15 protein-coding genes are annotated in these 18,910 nt (G+C 36.4%); 6 read left to right on the top strand and 9 right to left on the bottom strand.

All coding sequences use genetic code 11. The annotated features are described in order from the left end of the window. Nucleotides 1-11: 11 nt before the first annotated feature. Together N7931_RS12615 and N7931_RS12610 are read right to left on the bottom strand one after the other, a co-directional pair. A complete protein-coding gene (locus tag N7931_RS12615; protein WP_262794546.1) occupies nucleotides 12-1,079 on the bottom strand; it encodes an MJ1255/VC2487 family glycosyltransferase in 1,068 nt (355 codons plus the stop codon). Nucleotides 1,080-1,083: 4 nt separating this feature from the next. Then, nucleotides 1,084-1,587 carry a phosphatase PAP2 family protein gene (locus N7931_RS12610; RefSeq protein WP_262794544.1) on the bottom strand — a complete coding sequence of 168 codons (504 nt, stop codon included), beginning with the start codon at nucleotides 1,585-1,587 and terminating at the stop codon, nucleotides 1,084-1,086. 164 nt (nucleotides 1,588-1,751) lie between these two features. Between N7931_RS12610 and rraA the strand changes: the two genes are divergently transcribed. After that, a complete protein-coding gene (gene rraA, locus N7931_RS12605) occupies nucleotides 1,752-2,249 on the top strand; it encodes a ribonuclease E activity regulator RraA (RefSeq protein ID WP_262794542.1) in 498 nt (165 codons plus the stop codon). Nucleotides 2,250-2,314: 65 nt separating this feature from the next. On the opposite strand, the gene N7931_RS12600 is transcribed toward rraA, so the two are convergent. After that, entirely contained in the window at nucleotides 2,315-3,385 is a 1,071-nt protein-coding gene (locus N7931_RS12600; protein WP_262794541.1) for a potassium channel protein, read from the bottom strand. A 275-nt stretch (nucleotides 3,386-3,660) separates the two neighbouring features. Between N7931_RS12600 and N7931_RS12595 the strand changes: the two genes are divergently transcribed. Beyond that, complete coding sequence (locus N7931_RS12595) at nucleotides 3,661-3,966, top strand: hypothetical protein (RefSeq protein ID WP_262794540.1); 306 nt, start codon at nucleotides 3,661-3,663, stop codon at nucleotides 3,964-3,966. 48 nt (nucleotides 3,967-4,014) lie between these two features. On the opposite strand, the gene N7931_RS12590 is transcribed toward N7931_RS12595, so the two are convergent. Further along, the gene (locus N7931_RS12590; RefSeq protein WP_262794538.1) at nucleotides 4,015-4,851 is read right to left on the bottom strand and encodes a DNA ligase; all 837 of its coding nucleotides are present in this window, start codon (nucleotides 4,849-4,851) and stop codon (nucleotides 4,015-4,017) included. 67 nt (nucleotides 4,852-4,918) lie between these two features. After that, entirely contained in the window at nucleotides 4,919-5,806 is an 888-nt protein-coding gene (locus N7931_RS12585; RefSeq protein ID WP_262794537.1) for an aspartoacylase, read from the bottom strand. Between the two features lie 659 nt (nucleotides 5,807-6,465). On the opposite strand from N7931_RS12585, the gene N7931_RS12580 reads away from it, so the two are divergent. Together N7931_RS12580 and N7931_RS12575 are read left to right on the top strand one after the other, a co-directional pair. Next, nucleotides 6,466-6,687, top strand: a complete 222-nt coding sequence (locus tag N7931_RS12580; RefSeq protein WP_262794536.1) for a hypothetical protein — start codon at nucleotides 6,466-6,468, stop codon at nucleotides 6,685-6,687. A 142-nt stretch (nucleotides 6,688-6,829) separates the two neighbouring features. Next, nucleotides 6,830-9,208, top strand: coding sequence for a PilZ domain-containing protein (locus N7931_RS12575; protein WP_262794535.1), 2,379 nt, complete (start codon nucleotides 6,830-6,832; stop codon nucleotides 9,206-9,208). A 127-nt stretch (nucleotides 9,209-9,335) separates the two neighbouring features. Here N7931_RS12575 and N7931_RS12570 read toward each other — a convergent pair whose 3' ends face one another. After that, complete coding sequence (locus tag N7931_RS12570; RefSeq protein ID WP_262794533.1) at nucleotides 9,336-11,261, bottom strand: family 43 glycosylhydrolase; 1,926 nt, start codon at nucleotides 11,259-11,261, stop codon at nucleotides 9,336-9,338. 132 nt (nucleotides 11,262-11,393) lie between these two features. Beyond that, the gene (locus N7931_RS12565; protein ID WP_262794531.1) at nucleotides 11,394-12,398 is read right to left on the bottom strand and encodes an arabinan endo-1,5-alpha-L-arabinosidase; all 1,005 of its coding nucleotides are present in this window, start codon (nucleotides 12,396-12,398) and stop codon (nucleotides 11,394-11,396) included. A gap of 355 nt (nucleotides 12,399-12,753) precedes the next feature. Here N7931_RS12565 and N7931_RS12560 point away from each other — a divergent pair, with 355 nt between their 5' ends. Together N7931_RS12560 and N7931_RS12555 are read left to right on the top strand one after the other, a co-directional pair. Further along, nucleotides 12,754-13,812, top strand: coding sequence for a glycoside hydrolase family 43 protein (locus tag N7931_RS12560; RefSeq protein ID WP_262794530.1), 1,059 nt, complete (start codon nucleotides 12,754-12,756; stop codon nucleotides 13,810-13,812). A gap of 269 nt (nucleotides 13,813-14,081) precedes the next feature. Then, nucleotides 14,082-14,795: a FadR/GntR family transcriptional regulator gene (locus tag N7931_RS12555; RefSeq protein WP_262794529.1), complete on the top strand. Its 714-nt coding sequence runs from the start codon at nucleotides 14,082-14,084 to the stop codon at nucleotides 14,793-14,795. Nucleotides 14,796-14,811: 16 nt separating this feature from the next. Here the strand turns inward: N7931_RS12555 and N7931_RS12550 are convergent, their stop codons facing one another. Then, nucleotides 14,812-16,200 (bottom strand): MFS transporter, encoded by a 1,389-nt coding sequence (locus N7931_RS12550; protein WP_262794528.1) that lies wholly within the window; start codon nucleotides 16,198-16,200, stop codon nucleotides 14,812-14,814. Between the two features lie 129 nt (nucleotides 16,201-16,329). After that, nucleotides 16,330-18,705: a glycoside hydrolase family 127 protein gene (locus N7931_RS12545; RefSeq protein ID WP_262794526.1), complete on the bottom strand. Its 2,376-nt coding sequence runs from the start codon at nucleotides 18,703-18,705 to the stop codon at nucleotides 16,330-16,332. Between the last annotated feature and the right edge of the window lie 205 nt (nucleotides 18,706-18,910).

Genomic DNA, 18,910 nt, shown 5'->3' with positions numbered 1-18,910 from the left:
AATTAAAAAGCTCAAGCAGCTAAACTATGCTCTAAACGTAATTTAACTTGTTCAGGAAAGTGAACTTTTTGCCAAAGCTCGGTTAATAAATAGGAAGTATCATTATAATTACCGGCTAAGATCCAATTTATCAATGGCTGTGGGTCCGCCGGAAAAATTACTTGCCCTGCCTGAGTTTCTTCAAGCCACTGTTCAACAGCATCAAAACTCAGGCGCTCCATAACACTTGCCAACCCTAACATTTCTAACGTGTAGGCATTACTTGCCTGTTCAAACTGTCCAGTTAATGGCTTCAATAAAATCCGCTTACCAAAGCAAAGTGCCTCGCTGGAAAGTTCAAATCCAGCATTGGCAATAATACCGCTACAATTTGCAATATCTTTTTTAAAGCCTTCTTTGCTTAACTTTCTAAAATGAATATGTTCTTCGTCGGAGTCCTCTATTAAATCAGGATGGTAACAATAGAATTCAAAATCACAAAAGTCGGCAATTAACGCTTTAATCTGAGTTAAAGATTCAAATGGTAAATAAACCAAGATTTTATTATCTACTGAATTTAGCTGCAGTGGTGCATCAATAAATGGAGGAATAATATTTGCGCCAAAATGATACCAATGAACCCCTAAATTAAATTGACATGGCGCAAAGTATTTTAAAATTGTTTTATCTGTCCATTTAGCTCCTTGCATAGGTATGTCTTGCAAAAAAGCAGCTTGATGAGAAATGCTAATGCTCGGTTTATTTTGCTTTTTTGCCGCCCAAGCAGAAATAGGTTCGAAGTCATTTAGCACTACATCATAACTAGACAAATCTAGTGATTTAATATCCTCTCTTAACTGAGAAAAGTTTAGTTTTTTTAATGTTGCTAACATATCAACTTTGCCATCTTTATAGCAAAATGACATTCCTTGGCGAACTTGATAATTCCCAAACACTTCCATATCAAAAAATTTATCGGCCGTTCGGCCTGAAAAAACGAAATCAACATCAATATTCAGTTCATTGAATCGTTTTGCCATAATGCGAGCACGGCTGATATGTCCATTTCCTGTGCCTTGCACGCCATAAAGAATTTTCATATAACTAAAGTACCAAATTTAAACTAACCCAAGCACTTACCATCCCTAAAGAGGCTCCAGCAATAATATCAGTAGGAAAATGCACCCCTAATAAAACTCTCGACAAACCAATTAAGCTTGCCCATGCGTATGCAATAACAGTAAATCCCGGGTAAAAATAACTAATTAACGTTGCCATTAAAAATGCAGCCGCCGTGTGTCCTGAAGGCAAGCTAAATTTATCACTTGGCTGAATATGCGCAGAAACTAATAAATCAGATGGGCGTGTGCGCTTAAATGCTTTTTTCAATACAAAATAAGAAGGCAGTTCTAATAAAAAAGCGACCAAACCAACGGCTAGAAACCAAAAGCCCTGTTGTTCTGATACAGCTAAAATAATTGCCAGCGCCAAATAAAAATGGCCATCTCCGGTGCGTGAAATCAGTCTAACCCAACGAATATTTCTATTTTGAGTATAAGCAAACATCCAACCGAATAATTGTTGATCTTTCACTGTAATTAAATTCATTTAACAACATCCAACATTTTATAGCTCTCATTTACCATCTTAGACCTAAAATATGACGAAAACTTTAATCAAATTGGACAGATATATGACACCACTAAATTCTTGGCTTTAGCTCAAACAGGTGTTTATAATGGCGTTATTAAAACTAAATATAGGCAATCATTATGGAATTTACGACTTCAATTTTATGCGATACTTTCACTGACATGGTCGATGTAGTTGAGCCAATGTTTAGCAGCTATGGTGGCATTGACTCATTTTATGGCAGTATTCGCACAATCAAGTGTTTTGAACATAATGGTTTGATCAATTCAATTGTAGAAGAAGATGGCTCAGGCCGAGTATTATTAATTGATGGCGGCGGTTCACTGCGACGCGCATTAATTGATGCTGAAATTGCAGAAACCGCAGCGGCCAACAACTGGGAAGGTATTATTTGTTATGGCGCGGTTCGCGATGTTGACGAATTAGAAGAAATTGATATCGGCATTCAGGCTCTGGCATCAATTCCAGTTGGAGCTGATGATGATGAAACCGGCGAAACAGACATTGCGGTTAATTTTGGCGGGGTTACATTTTTACCGGAGGATTATCTATACGCGGATACAACCGGCATAGTGTTATCACCCGAACCACTTAGTTTAGACGACGAAGAAGTATAAACTTGCTCCCAAACATAACGCGGTAAAAATCGCGTTATGTTTAAAATCGCTTAATGATTTAATATTTAATTAGTATCTAAAGCCTGCCAATCAACTTCATCCTGCCTAATTCTAAAATTTCCGATGTAATGCAAATAATCACCCGGCTGAACCAGAGTATCAAGAGGTGGATTTACTTCTAAAAAATTACCATTTTTCTCTTTTGCTACCGCCAATAAAGTTGCATCATGAATATTTTTAAAACACTCAAACAAAACTTTAAACTGAATTGGGTTATTCATTTTGGCCGGTACCTGAATCGCATATTGAGTATCCCCAAATAAACCGGAAAGTAATTGCTCATATACTCGGCTTGCACCTGGATCTTGCATTGAGCGCACTAATATTTCCGCAATTTTAGATGAGCTACATTCGATATTGGGACAGTGACTACGTAATAAATCAACTTTAGATTCATCATGAAACCAAGCTGTGATATGACAATCAGCTGAGACAACCGGAGAAAGTTTAAGTGCACAAGTGAGGGTTTGATCATCTGTTTGACCAAAAATAATGATACGATCTGCATTTTCAACAGCCACTCTGCTTAATTCAGAATCAGAGGTATAAGAAGTTAATTTAGCGTAATCTACCCTATCGGAATAACCTAATATTGGATGTTCAGCTTGCTCAATATCACACAGTAGAATCCTGCGACCTTCTCTGTTTTTATCCGCTAAAATATGTTTAACCATGTCCTGTGTGACTTTTTCATGGTAACCAAATAATAAAATGTGATGTGTATAATGACTAAAATCTTTTTTACCCATAATCGCCCGCTTAAAATAATAAGTTAATGCTTGTCCAGCTTTACCAATAAAAGCAGCAAATAGAGCCAACCCCATTGGAATTTGAAATAACCACACCCAAGTTCTGCCGGCTAAAGTTTGTGGACTAAAATCACCGTAGCCAACTGTGCTAGTGGTAACCACATAGTAATAAGGATAAACCAGCCAGTCAGCTAACTCTTTTTCACCGGCTAAATATAAGCCAGCCCAACTTAAACCAAAATGAAATATCAGCAAAAAGATCAACAAAACCCAACTAAACTCATTGATCTGATGATGAAAAAATTGAATAACGCGCCTAAATACCATTAAAATATTAGCCTTCCAAAGAAAAAAGTTATCTATTTGTTTTTAAAATATTTTCTTTTTAATCTTAAATTAATGTGACAGTAGTGTAACAAACCACATAAAAGAAACGGTGTTTTCGTAAATAAAAACTTACAACAAATCTCACACTGACCACTAACCTCTCTCCCCAAAATTAGCAAAAAAATCTAATTTATCGCATTCTAATATCAACAGATAACGTAAAACAACGTTTAACTTTTACACACGGCATGAAGCTGTTTAACCGGAGTAATGTTATGAAAAAATTAACACCCATTTTGCTTGCCAGCCTGTTTAGTGCGAGTTGTTTAGCAGCAAATAGCCAAAATATTTATCAATGTGTCAACAAACAAACTTTTGAGCAAGATGCTGCATGTGTTGCCAATTTAATCGCTGATAACCAAGAGTTTAAAATTGAACTTGAGTCAGTTAATCAGCAGGCTGCTAATTTAGATAATGATAAAGTTTTATCTTTAATGCGTATGAACCCAAACGATCTTTCTATTGAGGTTATCGCTTTATCAGAAGAAGTTACAGAGCAAACTGAAAGTAAAAAGCTCTAATCCTTCAAATCAATCACGGGTATAATCTGAACCTGATCAACAAAGTGCTTATAAATCCTGATCCAGCTTCTCACGCAAAAAGACAGGGAATCTCGGTAAACCGCTTTTTGTTCTCCCCGTGTATTTAAAACTGATGACGCTACCTATTATAGGCGGCGTTTTCCGTTCTTCGTCACTAAACCCAGTACCAATTTTAAAAACAACCCCATTTTCATCTTTAACTAATAATGCGCCTAACATGCCTGCATATTTACCTTGACCGGGTAAATGCTCAATAACGACCGCATCAGCATCAATAAATTGTTTGAGTTTAAGTAAATCATCACTTCGTATTTTTTGATAATAGGAGCTGCCTTTATGTAGCATTAACCCTTCGCTTCCTTGGCGAACATAATCATCTAATAAGTGTTGTAAGGCTTGATGATTTTTCACCTTAAATTGAGGAACAAGCTTAATGTAGTCACTTGAATTGTCTGAAAATAATAAATTTAATTGCTCAAGACGTTGGTCAAATATGTCCGCAGAGCCGGGTAAATCAAACACCATATATTTGACTTGCTGCCACTGTTTATCGGGATTATCACGACGAATAATCCCAGATACTTTGGCAAATTGACCTCTAGCGATCCACAGCTCACCATCTAATGCTTGTTTAGGAAAGTTTTGAGTAAAAAACGCAGGGGCTTTAATTAAATTACCCGCCCGGCTCCAGAGTTTTTGTCCATCCCAATAGGCTCTGACACCATCATATTTTTCACTAACCCAATAATCAGCTAAATCTATACTGTCATTGTAGACATTAGCGAGCATTAATTGACTAGGTTTTGCTATTGCCGGAAAAACAACAAATACCCAAATCCAAAAGAAAAGTTTTAATCTATCCATGACTACACCAAAACCCCTACCAAGGCAGAGGAAATATAAATAATTTCAGTGTAGCTGAATTTAGAGGTTATTGGATATCTAACTGAATTTTTTCCATTAATGAGGTGGCCAAATTATTATCATAATAAGCTGCTTCATTAACAAAAGCGGTATATACCGTTTGTTCACCAGTATAAGGGATCACTTCACCGTCAAAAGTAATAAATAACGGATCGCCCGGATTTAAAGCTTTAAAGTCTGTATCCTGTACATTTTTATGTACCATGCCAATTCGTTCACCATGTTCATCTAATGGTAACTTTAAGCTTTTTATAAAACGATATGCTTCAATTTGTTTTGGTAACTCAGGTAGATTATCTTGATTATATAGATCCACAAAATCTAAAATATGCTGAGTTAAAATTTCACTTTGTTCAAACACATCGTGCCTTAATACAGATTGTGGTACAGGCCCAACTTCAACAATAACACCATATTTCCCCATAGTACATACTAAATGATGCTCGTTATTAGGCTTATGATCTTCATCGCAAAAAACCGTGACTTCAGGCATTTTTAATTTTACATAGGCTGCCAAAAAGTTATAAAACGTGCCTTTTTGCGGCATTAATAAAGTTGGCCCCATGTTACTGGTCGTGGTATGTAAATCTATAACTAAATCTGTTTTTGAGTCGCCTTTTGGACCAATCATTTGATTAAGCGCTTTTGCCCTCAATTGCTCATAGCCTGTTAAGGAATCATCTTGTAAGCTAGTAGCAGAAAATTGACGATTCAGGTCTTGGTCAACATAACGGCGATTAATCTCGTATGCTTTTGGATTACCTTGTACCAACTTAGGTGAGAATGTAGATCGTTGAATCAGCTGACTTTGTTTCTGCCACTTTTTCATCAGGTAAACACCCGTAATTTCATTACCGTGAGTACCACAAACAATAGCTACTTGTTTAATTTTCATATATTCCCAGTCTTAATTGCGCTAAATGAAATAAGTTAAATATACCTGTGTTATTTGAGTTTATACCCGTGCTATTCCAAAGTACTAAATTTAAGCCAAAGAAAAAATGCGTGAAACGAAACAATTTGACTTACTATCTAGCACTTTAGCTCGGCTTTTTGGGAGCGTCATGACCTCCCTCAACTACATAATATGAGTTTGAAAATATCCCACCAATATATTTTGTATTGATTGAAAACACCGTAATAGCTCAACAGCATCTTAAAGTAGCAGGTGTATATAAGCATAACTTAGCCACATTTAATCCTCCACCTAATTTTAAATTAAAGCTATAAAAAGCTATGTCATTAATTTGACGAAAAATATTGGTCCTATTATTGCTTTGCTCACATATATAAGGTTTGTTGACCTTCCAAGTACGGTTTTTAATCAATTTTTTGTATATCTATTTAAAAAATTTGAGGTGTAGTGAGCTACACAAACAAGCTGTCTATAAAAATATTGTGTTACATACACAGCATCTATAGTAGACAACACAGAAGAAATTCTAGCAAAAGCTGTTGTTAGTTTTAACGAAATTTGCACATAAGCGTCAACAACCTGATATAGGCATAGTTAAATATCACTTTTAAATATTAAGTTTTATTCGAGGTTTTTATATGATTTCTAACACTTCATCCACTCATATCACAGCTAAGACTCAATTAAATCAAAGTCAACCCCAAGCAATTTCAACTGAAAAGTTAAAAAATTCACATTTATCGTCAAAACAAGCAACGGCTTTAGTGGCAAATATTATCAGTGCAGAACCTAGTGCTTTATTAAAAACCGTGAATATTTCACAGCTGCAATCCACTCAAACATTTAGTTTAATTGCATAAATACACGTTATCGTTTCTATATGGCTTTTAACTGACTGTTAATCAATAAAAGATACTTTCTAGTAATAAAAAGCTGATTTATTAGCCTATTGAGTATATATTGTAGGTATTTTTAAGCAGTAACCAAGCCAGTATAGTCATAATGCAATCAAATACAGTTACTATAGAACCCCATATTCAGTTTAAGATCGATAAGCTCATACGAGTCTATCGTACTGCTGAATTTGATTCTTTATTTAATGCATTGACTGATACATTAACAACCCCACAAAAATTTTTAATCAAACAAGAGCTAGCTCGTTTATTTAGACCTTGTATTAAAACTATAGATTTATCAACCCAAGTAAAATACCCGGTCAGTGAGTTTAAATGGGGTAAAATGAGATTTTATCTAGATGAAATCTCAAAGCGTATTTTTATTCAGACAATAGATATATTTGGTGGCGAATATACCGAAGGAGTATATGAAACTGTTCTGTCGCCCAGCAACTATTTACAATACGAAAAGCAATTTCAACAAGAAGAACAGCTAAGTGCTTTTAAAGTACAAATCACAAGTTTAGGTCAAACGACAAAAAGATTAGAAGAAAGATTATTTTGTGCTAAGCCCGTTATTATCCATACCTCTGAGAATATACAATTAGATGCAGTAACTTCCAATATATCTCGCTCTGGATGCTTAATTCGAATTAAAGAGATACATCATTTAAAAATAGATCAACTAATCCGAATCGATTTCAGCTCATTAACAGAGCAATTTAAGATGAGCCAAAGTCCTGTTTGCTCCTATCAAATTAAATTTATCTCTAATCAACCAGATAAAGATGAATTATATAGGGTCGGTGTACAACTGAATGAAGGTAATCATGAATGGATGCAATTTTTAGATAGGTATGTACTTGCTAACCGTTCATCATTTAAGGTTGATATATCTAACGCTAAAGAATTAACAGAGTCCCGAATATTAGAAAATCATCTTCTAAAAAATACTCAATGGCTACCTATCTTTGCACAACTAAAGAATAACAAAGTTAAACAGGTAAAGTACTGTTTAACCAATAAGAATAACTCAAATGTGTCTGACTTTTTTGAAGATAAAGAGTCTTCAAACCGGCTGAACTCTATTATTTTTAAACTATGGCCTTCATTAAATAAGACAGACTCTAATATTCTTTTAGTTGGTAAACTGCAAAATCAAAATAAAACTCAATTTATTGCAGCCACTTTAAGCGATTTAATTTCGCAAAAACTATTTAATACCTTTGTTGATTTTGCCAAGTTAAAAGGAGAAATTAACGTTTATCAGGTTAGAACAAAGGCTTTAACAGAAGATATTCTTAATCAACTAAAATTAAACTGGTTTAAATCCAGCAATGAAGCAAACAAGGCTTTAGACCCACTAACATTAACAAATCAACTAATTTATTTATTTCCACTTATACAAGTAAAAGATTATATAGATACTATTCAAGCACAAAAAATCGAAAAACACGAACTAGCCAAATTAAATCAATTTTTGTGCCCAAAAATAAAAAACCAAACATTGAGCAAATTCGATGTAGTGGCTAAATGTGCAAGAAGTGAGCAAAGATTTTTTCTCAATTCACCTGCTAGTTTTTCCTACCAAAACCGTATAATCAACGCTCAGCTAATTGATATATCGATAAAAGGCCTAAGTGTTAAACTTTCAGAGATTCCTGCTTATCTTGAGTTAGGAGCTCTGCTCCCGCTTAATATAGATAAATTAGAACAATTTAATAAAATAGTAACGCAGACGGATGCTAAATATAAGTTAGTTGGTATAAATGAGCATAAGAATACGCTTCATTTACAGCTAACAGATAATGAGAATAACCGCCCCTTATTGAGTTTTATGCAAGCTTTAATCAAGCAACATAGAAGTAAACTAAAAATAAATGATCAGTATGATCGATTTATCATTCTGCAAAAAGCTTTATGTATTGCATTTATTAGTGAATTTCCAAGTTGCGCTTTTGGAGTGGTAAGAAGTAATAAAGCCTTATTTAAAACTAGTCGCCTATTAACAGCTGATAATGACGCTCCAGAATTAGATTTTTTAGAACAATTACAAAAAGCCAGTAATATAAATGAATTAACTCTATTCCCTCTACTTAAAGGGAATGAGAAAGTAACCTACGCAAATATTATCCAAGACTTTATAAGACATAAACAATTTAGCCACGATAGTTTCCTTTTTATCACTAATAAACACCAGCAAATGGAAAAAAGAATTGTATTCTCGGAACAAAATATTGATCAACTTAAAGCAGCTATCACAGATCAAAACCACAAAACTTTATCTTCTGTTCAATTATCTATCTATCCTATTTCAAACCCAGAAATTGAAACCGTTGCTGATAACTTACGCTATATTGCCCGCTATAACCGACATCAGGCTGAGCAATTAAAGCGTTTTGCAGATAAATTAATTGGCATGGTTGAATTAGTAAACGATGAAAGTTTTTGGCAGTTAATTCAGACAAAACAAATCAATGGTTAGATTGGTATGAGTTGATCCATTATTTAAAATGGCAAATTTTTAACTGATTTAAAAACAAAAAGGACGCATCAGCGTCCTTTTTATCTTTTTATATTACAGCTACCAATTGGCTTATAAAACTTATGTTTTATTTAGCTACTCTGAAGTAGAAATGTTGGTAAATTGTATCTTTCCAAACTTGCTGAATGATATTGTCACCATTGTCAATTGACTCACCTTCAACTTTCATTGATAAGCCATAGTTACGTGATGTCATACGCATAGTACCATTTGGCATAGGTTCAAAGCGCCATTGACTGTCAGCTTCACTACAAGCTGCTTGAACTAAATTATCAGCAATATCAACTTTACCATCATCATCAGACACACCATTTACAGCTAAACATAAACCCGGAGCATTTAATGACTCAAACGTGTAATAACCCATGTCTGTGTAATTGGTTTTCCACTTTTGACAAGCACTGTCTGTATACGACTGCTGCTCAATATTGGCATCAGCATCTTTACTACACTCAGCAACACTAACAACTTTACCGCTATTTGCATTAATCATAGCAAAAGTATCTACCGGCTCTAAGCGCCAGTCTGTACAAGTTGTAAATCTGTCACCACCGGTTTCAACTGCTGAGCCAGCGTCATTTGAACAAGTTGCTGCTTGTAAATGACCAATCGTTTGAGCATTAGCAAAACGTACCCAACCATGTTCCGAAGCATCTACAGACCAGCGTTGATAATTTGAAGAGACCCAATCACTGCTTGAAACTGAGTTTTCCGCATCTTCGGTCAAAAACGTACCATATTTATGGTTTGCTAAACGGTAAAAACCATCATTTGCCGGATCAAGTACCCAATCGGTTGCAGCATTTGTACAATCTGCTACTTGCGTTTCGCCCTGACCATTTGCAGCTAAACATAAATCAGAGTTACGGCTAACCACTTTATAACGAACACCCTCAACTTGTGCTTTTAACGGACCTTGCTCACCACTCGGTACAGGTAATTGTTGTTTATCCATTAATGGCTCGCCAAAATCAGGTAAACCATCCGCCGTCCAAGTGAAAGGTTGTGCACGGGCGGCACGAGTTCCACTACAACCATCAGTAGGTGAAGAGTTACCGTGATAAATTAACCACTCTTCGCTGCCGTCTGGAGAGGTAAAGAAACCATGGTGACCCGGACCATAAACACCGTTTGCTTTACTAAAGAATGGCTTATCAAATTTTTTCCATGATTCTGGTTTAACCGGATCATCACCCACTAATTCAACAACTGCTAACTTATAATCTTCGGTATTACAGAAACTAGATGAATGCGTTAAAAATACACGGCCATTGTGCTTGATAATTTCAGGACCTTCGTTAACCGGTAAACCTGAACGTTCCCACTCGTATTCAGGGCGAGTAATAACATTACGCTCACCTTCTAATGTCCAAGGGTTGGTCATTTTTGAAACTAAGTTAACCTGCTCCGGACCATGCCATTCAGACCATGTGAAATAAAGTTCGCCATTGTGCTCAAAATAACTACCGTCGATATTCCAGTGATCCGGCATTGGTGTGCCTTTATACTGGTAAGGCCCCATAGGATCTGAACCTTCACTTTCTAAGATGTGATTCTTCTGACCACCAAAGCTCTCTTCAACACCTGAGGTAATAATAATATACCAGCGTAAACCTTCAGGGCGTTGTAGTGGATGAAATTCAAAAGCCCAGAAGTTAAATGCACGACTAGGATCATCACCAGACCAAACGTAATGAGCAGGAGCATCCGCTAAACCCGCAATGGTTGGAGATTTGCGCATAACAAGCTGAGAAGTCCAGGTTGTTGTGGTTAAATAATAGTTACCGTTAAAATAATGCATCCAAGGATCGGCACCATTTCTAAACAACGGGTTAGCAAAAGTGTCAGCAGCAATCTGAGCATTTTTTGCATCATTTTGAGTCAATTCAGCGCTTGTGTTTTGCTGAGTAACACCACAAGCAGTCAAAGATGCAGCTAATACACCCATAGACAATGCTGATTTTAAAGACATCATTTTCTGTTTTAGTTTCATGTTGTGACCTTTTATAAACAACAGGTTCAAAAAATAAATTAATAAAAAGCTAATAAGTATTATTATATAACAATATACAAAAATGCAAACAAAAGACGTTAAAACTTAAACTTTTGTTTGCAACTTTTTAGCTTATTCGACCAACTTGCTCTTGTATTCCACTAACTGTTCCTGCGTGACAACCGGCCATTCAGCATCCCACTTAACAGGTAATACCTTGAGTTTAGGCAAACTTTTATCATTGGCATCGTAAGCATGAACCACTAAATAGCTTAAACCATCAAAAGTATAAAAACTGTTGTGGCCTACGCCATACCAATTTTTGTCACCTTGAACCAAAATAGAACCACCACCCTGTGCCATATCTTTACCGTCTTTATCTAAAAACGGACCAGTCGCCGACTTTGAGCGACCAACAACTACTTTATAGGTACTGTTTTCACCACGACAGCAAAAATCCCATGAGACAAACTGATAAAAATATTGACCATGTTTAGCAATAAAAGGCGCTTCAATTGCCCCAGGATAAGCAACCGTATCAGAGATTAATAAAGATCTTTCACGCTTAGCAGTTGAATGCCAAACTTGAGGCTCTGCAATTTTAGTTAAGCTTTTATCTAACTTAACCATTTTGATACCAGCCCAGAATGAGCCAAAACTCATCCAAGTTTCACCTTGCTTGTCTTGAATAATAGCCGGATCAATTGCATTAAATAAATCACGGTTAGGAATAGACTCAATTACAATACCATGATCCGTCCATTTATAGTTTTTGCTTGATTTATCAAGGGTTTTATTAGTTGCAACACCAATACCAGACGTGTTTTTGCCAAATGCAGATACCGAGTAATATAGATAATATTGATTGTTAGCAAAATAAATATCCGGCGCCCACATGTGACCGTCAAACCCTTTTATTTTTTGCGTCCACTGCGGCATATCAGTAAATACAGAACCTTGGTTTTTCCAACTTTTCATATCATCCGAATGATAAAAAACAATGCCCGGCCCGGTGCTAAACAAATAGTACCCTTTGTCGTTTTTAATCATGACAGGATCATGCACAATCACTTCTTGCGCACTGGCAACACTGGTAAAAAAAGCCAATGCCAAAGCCAATAGACTTTTAATTTTCATTCTAATACCTCATCAGTTAGAAAAATCATTTAAATGTAAATCTGGCGTAACAATCTATCTATAACTAAGCTTTGAAACACTTCCCCAAAGGGCTACACAATAAAATCTAGCGTTAGTTAAGTTGAAATTTAATGACATAATAAGTCATTAAATTTATTATGTCATTAGTCATACTTTTTAAAAAACAATATTTTTCATAGACATAAAAAATAACTCGAGCAAAAATAGGTAGTTACAAGATTATTAAGATGGAAAATAATTAGCAGATTTATGCTATAGTAATACCATTTAAACAATGTTAACATAGTTAAGTAAAGATAACTGAAATTTAACGTAGCAAATATTAGGGTAAACTATGAACTCAAATATAGACAAAAAAACAAGCTGTCGTGCATTGATTGGCGGCTGTTTAATCGCACTGGTCAGTTTAGTTTCTGGCTGTACTTCGACCAGTAACGAATCAAGCTGGGCAGAAAAACAAGCACAATATATTAACCCGTTAGCCGAAGAACGAGCTGACCCTTGGGTTTATAAAGATACAGACGGCAGTTATTATTTTATTGCTTCTGTACCTGAGTTTGACCGCATTATTCTACGTAAGTCAAAAACCATTAACGGTATCAATAACGCACCTGAAAAAGTGATTTGGAGAAAACACGAATCAGGTGAAATGAGTAAACACATTTGGGCACCTGAGTTACACAAAATTGATGGTGTATGGTATGTCTACTTTGCAGCTTCACGTGCCGAAGATATCTGGCACATCAGCATGTATGCTTTATCAAACGATTCAGCAAACCCGATGGAAGGTGAATGGAAAGAAGCTGGCCAAATTAAATCTGGCTGGGAAAACTTTGCATTAGACGCAACCAGCTTCGAGCATAAAGGCAAGCGTTATTATATTTGGGCACAACGTAGCCCAGATGACTCAAATAATTCAGCTTTATGGATGTCTGAGCAAAAATCAGCGCTTGAGTTAACAGGACCAACTATCCAATTAACTAAACCAGAATTAGACTGGGAAACCGTAACTTACAAAGTAAACGAAGGTGCGGCTGTATTAAAACGTAATGGTAAAATCTTTATTACTTATTCAGCAAGTGCAACCGATCATAACTATGCAATGGGCATGTTATGGGCAGATGAAGACGCTGATTTAATGGATCCTAAAAGCTGGAATAAATTACAAGAGCCAGTATTTTCGACTAACGAAGCTGTAGGTCGTTATGGTCCAGGTCATAACAGCTTTACTGTATCTGAAGATGGTAAAACTGATTTATTAATTTACCATGCTCGTACATATAAAGAGTTAAAAGGTAATCCTTTAACAGATCCTAACCGTCATGCTCGTGTACGTGTAATTGAATACGATGAAAACGGCTTCCCAGTTTTCAATCAGGAATTAGGTGACTAGTCTATCATAGGCTGTTACACATAACGGCCCCTAAGCACTTTTTAAACCCACTTAATGCTAACTGTTTTAAGTGGGTTTATTATTTTTAGCATCACACTAACACTTCCATATTCTCAGCCGTTTCAATATTCTTCCCAAGCCGCTTAAAACCACCTTATTACAAATTTAGCTAAAAAATATAACTTTCTAAACTCAATAGTAGTAACAAAAATAATTCTGTAATATCATGCCAAGATCGACGTAAATAATATTATGTAAGGGAATTTCCTTTGTTAAACAATAAAAGAAGAGTGACTAAACGAAGCTTATACGGCATGGTAGCCAACGCTTTAGGCGAGCGCATTGTAAGTGGACAATACCCTCAAGGCAGCATCCTACCCGCAGAAAACATTATTATGGAAGAGTTTGAAATTTCACGTACTGCCCTGCGTGAAGCTTTTAAAGTATTAGCAGCCAAAGGATTAATTCAATCTAAACCAAAAACCGGAACCAGTGTAAACTTTAAAAAATACTGGAATATGCTCGACCCAGACATTTTAAACTGGAGCTTTGATACTTCATCTGGTAAAGAATTGCTTGAAGATTTATTCCAGATCCGTCAGGCAATAGAGCCTAAAGCGGCATTTTTAGCTGCACAAAAGCGCACAGATGAACAACTGGCCGCAATTGAAACAGCCTACTATAAAATGGAAGCGGCAAAATACGGCACGGATGAAACCTTTTATTCTGATTTAGAATTCCATCAAGCAATTTTAGATGCCTCAGGCAATGCATTTATGGACTCTTTTGGTACCATGATAGAAACTGCCCTAATTCGTTCATTTAACGTAACAACTAACCGTGGCGAAGAATATTGGCTAGCCTCGCTGCCTATGCACAAAGCGGTTTATTTAGGAATAAAAGAAGCGAATCCAGAAAGAGCCAGATTTGAAATGGCATCATTATTAAATGTTACAGATGAAGGTGCAAAACAAGCTTTATAAGCTTAATTCAATCATATTATTTTGTCGGATATCCTGCGGTTTTTAGCGCATCTAACTTTTGGCTCAAGCGACTCACTTGAGCCCCTTTCAAGGTATATTTTTGCATCACTAAACCAACCAACAAATGCAAAATGCCCGGAATAATCGTAAATGCAAAGGCAATTCCATACATTGCATATTCTGTCGCTTCTTCGCCCGGTTTATAATCCAATACAACCAGTAAAGTACCCACAATAGCGCCCGCTAAACCAATAGCAATCTTCTGACAAAACGAGACCAAACAAAAGGTCATTCCCGGTACTCTAACCCCATGTTTATACTGGCCGTAATCAACAGCATCAGCAATTGCCGACCAAAATACAGGCGCATGTAAATCGACAATAAAACTAATTAAAAAGAAGAAAACAAAAGCGAGTGCGACTTGATGATCTGACACACAAAAGAACATTAAAATACTCAATGCACCAGCCAGCATTTGGCTTGAATAAAACAGCTTAATTTTACATAAACGCTTGGTGAGCCAAGTTGAAGCGACCATGGCTAATAAAGATGCTGATACATTTACCGCTAAAAATGCAGACTGAATTTCTGTACTGCCTCCTAAAAAGTAACCGGCATAATACATTGCCATCGCACCGCGGATCATAAAACCGATAGAGCTTAAGAAAAAGCTTAAACACAAAATCAATAATTGATCATTTTTAACCAAATGCATCATCTGCTGGCTAAAAGTTAAAGTGACATTTGGGTATCTAACACGTTCTTTAACCTGCGAAAAACAAAATACAAATAGTATCACCGCCATGACCGACATTAAGCCCATTGCCATTTGGTAACCTAATTGTAAATCCCCTTGCCAAATACCAGCAGTTGATAAAATAGGGACAAATACGGTAACCGAAAACGCAGCGAGTTTAGCCATAAATAGCCGATAACCACTGGCTGATAAACGCTCTTTTGGGTCTACCGTTAAAACATTTAATAGTGAGATATAAGGAATTGTCACTGCGGTAAACATAATAGTGACAAAAGCATAACTGGCATAAGCCCAGATTAATTTAGACTGGTAATCTAAATCTGGTGTCGTGAAAGTTAAAAATATTGATAACCCAAACGGCACAGATAAAAACAATAAATAATGACGATAACGTCCCCAGCGAGAAGTCACATTATCGCAAATATACCCAATAACCGGAGTAATTAAAGAATCAAGCACTCTAACAACCACAAACATCAACCCCATATCCTGAGGTGCAAGCCCGTATACATCGGTATAAAAAAAGGTAATCAGCAGCATCATAGATGAATAAGCAACATTAATTGCCATATCACCTGCGCCATAACCTAATTTTTCAATACGGGTTACTTGAGAATGTCTATTTTGGTTAGATGAATGAATTGCCACAGCCCTGATTCTAACTTAATTAAATAACTATCCGACTTATCCCTTGCCAATAAACAAGCTAATTTAAGTCAAAACAAGCCGGATAGTATATCGTATTACTTAATTTAAAACACCGCTAAATCTGTCTAATTATTGGCGTAATAAACGCACGCCATAAAAACCACCCGCAATCGAGTTAGGGTTAGCCACAAATTTAAGCGTGAGTTTACCCTTGCTATTGGCCACTAAATCAGCCGGAACAACATAATCTTTGGTAAAGAAATCATTGCCTTTATCACCATTTAACGTTTCAGTGGCAATGGTTTGACCATTAATTTGAATCTCAAAGCTACGGCCGTTATCTAAACCAAAATAAGTAATACGCAAAGTTTTAGCTTCTTGCTGTGGATCATTTAACTCATAACTAAACCACTTTTGGGTATGACGCCAGTGTTTACCCATATGAACACCCGCTTCTGTTGCTTCACCTTTAAAAAAGTGATCAGACTCCGGCTGCTGCTCGCCCGGTGCGACTTTATCAATGGTAATAGCATCTAAAGCGGCTCTTTGTTCTGCGGCTTTTTCCGCACGGGTTAAAAAGTCATCCATTTCTGCTTTACTGGTTTGTGGCCAATAAATTTCATAACGCGAATCATGTAATCTGAAAAATGGAATTAACTCCAGCTTTTCTTCACCCGGATTATACACACTTGAGTTAACCTGATAAGTTAATGGCTTGCCAGCAACAGGCGTTAACCCTGCTAAAAACTGCGCCGGTTCACCTACAATAAATGGCGTTGCTTCTGGCGGACAAACTGGCCCACTGGCAATGTGCCCCATACGTGAATCATCACCAACAAAGTTTAGCTTTTCATCTTTAAACGGATTCACCTTAGCTGCCATTGCAATCGGGCCATGCATGACTGCAAAATATTGCTGTCCATCCGGTAATTGCTCTAAACGATTACCAATTGGCAAAGTTAAACTTAATTTATCACCGGTTTTCCAGTCACGTTTTAAGCTAATAAAACCATGTTCATCTAACTTAACCTTAATGGTTTCACCGTTTAATTTAGCTTCAACTTCTCCGCCCTGAATCCAATTTGGACGGCGTATTTTTAATTCAAAATTCGCTTGCCCTTTGCTAATTGTAAACTCAGTTGAATTCACATCAGGAAACGCCGTATTTTGTGTTAATACAATCCCTTTATCTGTATCAGTTAATGTTGAGGCAATAAATAAGTTAACATAAATACTGCTATCGTCTTTGGCATAAATCATCTCACCATATTTACCGTGGTTTTCAATCCCAGAGCCAACACAGCACCACATACCTTTGTCATGCTGAGAATAAATCCGGTAATGTCCCGGCACCATAGGCGTAAAATAAACTAAACCACCATGCTCAGGGTGTTGCGACGATAAAATATGGTTATAAAGTGCACGCTCGTAATAATCCATATACTTATTATTGCTGGAAGTTAAAAATAACAAACGGCTCAATTTAAGCATATTATAGGTGTTACAAGTTTCTGGACCTTCAACATCTTCAACCATACTAGTGAAATCATCTGACGGATGAAAATGCTCACGCACGCTATTACCACCAATCACCACTGAGCGCTCAGAAACAATATTATTCCAAAAATATTCCGCGGCTTTTTCCCATTGCGGATTGCCTGTTGCATCAGCCACTTTTTTGAAGCCGATCACTTTAGGAATTTGAGTATTGGCATGTAAGCCATTAAGCTTATCTTGCGATTTAACTAAAGGATCTAAAATAATTTTTTGTGAAAAACGCTCAGCTAAAGTCACAAAAGACTGATCGCCGGTAATGTTAGCAATATCAATAAATACCGAGTTTAAACCACCATGTTCAGTAATTAACATGGTTTGAATTTGCTCATCAGACAAATTAGCAGCTAATCGCTGAGCCCAGCGTCCCATGTCAATTAACATGGTTTTAGCTTGCTCATTTTTACCAATTACATAAGCATCACGTAAACCTGTGTAAACTTTATGCAAGTTATACCAAGGTACCCAAAGCTTATTCATCGAGAATAAATCAGCATCAATTTTACCGGCAGCAACATCACGCCAAACTGGTTTAGCGCCCGGGATCCCCCCTAAATAACCATCACCGTTTTTTACCTGAGCATGGCGTAACTGCTCAATCATATAATCTAATCTTTGTTTGAGCCTAACATCACCACTTGCCGCATAACTTAAACTTAATGCAGATAAATAATGACCACCAATATGCCCGTCTAAACCGGTGTTTTCCCAGTTACCATAGCTATCTAATGTAGCAATACCGGCTTCACGCAAATAAGGTGCTAATAACTTATCCGGCGACAACCTTAATAAATACTCAACATTAGTTTGCTGGGCATGTAAAAAAGGCCCGTCTAATAATTTAACGTCGGCTAATGGATAAGTTGATAAAGGCTCAGCAAAAGCTGAGCTGATCTGTGAAGCTAATAAAGTTGCCCCAACCAGTAATAGTTTTTTTGATTTTTTAAACATGATCTTCTCTTATTTATGTAACTTATTAACCTCAACTCGGGTTAAAGTATATTCTAACTATCTGAATTATTTAACCTTATAGCTCAACATGGTTTCTAACGAGAATTTTTTTGTGCGGACAAGGCAAATTCACACGTCAATAGCTAGCCTATTGCAAGTGAATTTAACGCAGTCCCCATGAAAAAAGACCGTTTGAAACATATTC

This window comes from Catenovulum sp. 2E275, from assembly GCF_025515275.1.
Lineage (GTDB): Bacteria > Pseudomonadota > Gammaproteobacteria > Enterobacterales > Alteromonadaceae > Catenovulum.
Note: the sequence above shows the minus strand (reverse complement) of the source record. Positions and strands in the feature narration are given on the sequence as shown.